At 61.4% G+C, this 1,662-nt stretch carries 4 protein-coding genes; 1 reads left to right on the top strand and 3 read right to left on the bottom strand.

Going from position 1 to position 1,662, the window contains the following annotated elements; all coding sequences use genetic code 11:
• On the bottom strand, positions 1-240 hold a 240-nt coding region (locus AB0E19_RS38635; protein ID WP_362189905.1), incomplete at its 3' end, for a hypothetical protein.
• Between the two features lie 8 nt (positions 241-248).
• Entirely contained in the window at positions 249-596 is a 348-nt protein-coding gene (locus AB0E19_RS38630) for a phage tail protein (RefSeq protein ID WP_362189902.1), read from the bottom strand.
• 100 nt (positions 597-696) lie between these two features.
• On the opposite strand from AB0E19_RS38630, the gene AB0E19_RS38625 reads away from it, so the two are divergent.
• Positions 697-915, top strand: coding sequence for a hypothetical protein (locus tag AB0E19_RS38625; protein WP_281056197.1), 219 nt, complete (start codon positions 697-699; stop codon positions 913-915).
• 54 nt (positions 916-969) lie between these two features.
• On the opposite strand, the gene AB0E19_RS38620 is transcribed toward AB0E19_RS38625, so the two are convergent.
• Positions 970-1,527 carry a phage tail tape measure C-terminal domain-containing protein gene (locus tag AB0E19_RS38620; RefSeq protein ID WP_362189898.1) on the bottom strand — a complete coding sequence of 186 codons (558 nt, stop codon included), beginning with the start codon at positions 1,525-1,527 and terminating at the stop codon, positions 970-972.
• Positions 1,528-1,662 lie beyond the last annotated feature (135 nt).

Raw genomic sequence — 1,662 nt, 5'->3', positions numbered from 1 at the left:
TCCGCCTACACCTCCCTTCCATCGGTCATAGCCATACACACCGGCTGCAAGCGCACCACCAGCAAATCCGCGCTGGTTGATGGGAATGCCGCAGTTGATGAGCATGTTTGCCCCTGCTGCCTGCAGCGCCGGGTAGAGCTCCGCGAAATTTGCATTGACCTTCTGCGACATCAGGCGCGCTGGATCGCCCTTCTTGCCGTTCGGCTGGACGGTGTCGATATCGATAATCTGGCGTGCCATGGCCTCTCCTATGGCTGGAACGTCTGTTCGAAGGTGCAACTGATGCGGATGTATCCTTCGCGCTCATCAGTTGCTGACAGCTTGGTGCAACGAAATCGCGCCATTGGCTCGTTCGGAGGAGTCCAGAAGAAGCTCTCTCCCCGGGTCTTGCGTAGGCGATGAAACGCTCGCACCCCAGCCATGTCATCCGCTTGCAAATGGCCCCACAGCTCGATGGTCCAGGTCTGCCGCTCGCTGTTGATCCCGTCAGGGGCAACCTGCTCATAGCCGTCGCCGAAGCGCGCTGTTTTCTCCGCGTAGGCGTACTCCACCTGCGGCTCTTGGCTGTAGACCAGCCAACCGAATGTTTCGGTCATAGTCGATGACCCTTGAAATGAAGACGAAGACCGCGCAACGCATCTAGCAGCCGCTTTGCTACCATCGGGCTTCCTCCGGTTGCTGAGCGAGCGGTCTGAAATGAAACTGAAACTTGAGTCGTTCTCCGCCCAAGAGCCTGTCGGCGAAGACGGTCAATCTGTGGGCGCTGTGCTGCGCGTTGTGTTTCGCGATGGCCTGCCCGGAACGCTGGGTGTCTCTGGCACCATCGGCATTTCGTTCGAGCACCCCAACCCGACCGGTCTGACATTCGCCGAGGTCGAGCGCCTGGCGATCGATCGAGTACTCGACGCGATGTGACCACGGAAGGGCTCGCTGCTTGCGAGCCCTTTCTGTATCCGCGTCAGTCCGTGGCTACCTGCCGTTCTTCAATGCCCACAGAACGCCATTGGGCTTCATCTGCTGGATAGCCCACTGCCCCGCCATTGCGTTGAAGCTCCGTTGGATTGCGCTCTCAGAGCTACGGCTGGCAGCACCATCGCCAGCCCCATCGCCGCCGTTCTGCACGTTGATCGTGCTGTCGATGCTGACTGACGGTCCGCCGGCAAGTGCACGAGCCGGCGATCCAGCACCGACAATGCCGCCGTCTACATAGCCACGAAGGCCGCGACGCATAGCCTCGACAACGCCCAAGCCACCAGCCCGGGCAATGTCCGTCTGCGACCAAACCACCTCGCCCTTGTGCACAACACCGGCGGGCTCGTACTTTCCACCGTCGCCGGTATAGCCCCCGGCGGAGAAACCCCACGAGCCGGAGAAAAGAGAGCCCAGGGTGCCGGTGTATCCACTGCCTCCGCCAAAGCTGTTAGCGATGCCCATTGCCGCTTGCCGAAATGCGATCCGGGCCAGGTCGGCCAAGATCGAGCGGGTCATATCGGAGAAGCTGATCTTGCCGGTCTCAGTGAACTTCACCCAGACGTCCTCGAGGCCGCCGAACACGTTGGAAACCACACGTCGTTCAGCGAGACCAGCGGCGCGCCGGCCGCGATGGCCATGTCCATGATCTTGTGGATCTTCGTGGCGTGGGCCTCGCCCAGGGCGCCGCCG

It is taken from the genome of Streptomyces sp. NPDC047974, assembly GCF_040653375.1.
Lineage (GTDB): Bacteria > Actinomycetota > Actinomycetes > Streptomycetales > Streptomycetaceae > Streptomyces.
Note: the sequence above shows the minus strand (reverse complement) of the source record. Positions and strands in the feature narration are given on the sequence as shown.

Excerpts from the sequence above, each read along its gene's own strand:
- AB0E19_RS38630 (WP_362189902.1), bottom strand. The coding sequence starts at position 596 with ATGACCGAAACATTCGGTTGGCTGGTCTACAGCCAAGAGCCGCAGGTG.
- AB0E19_RS38625 (WP_281056197.1), top strand. The coding sequence starts at position 697 with ATGAAACTGAAACTTGAGTCGTTCTCCGCCCAAGAGCCTGTCGGCGAA.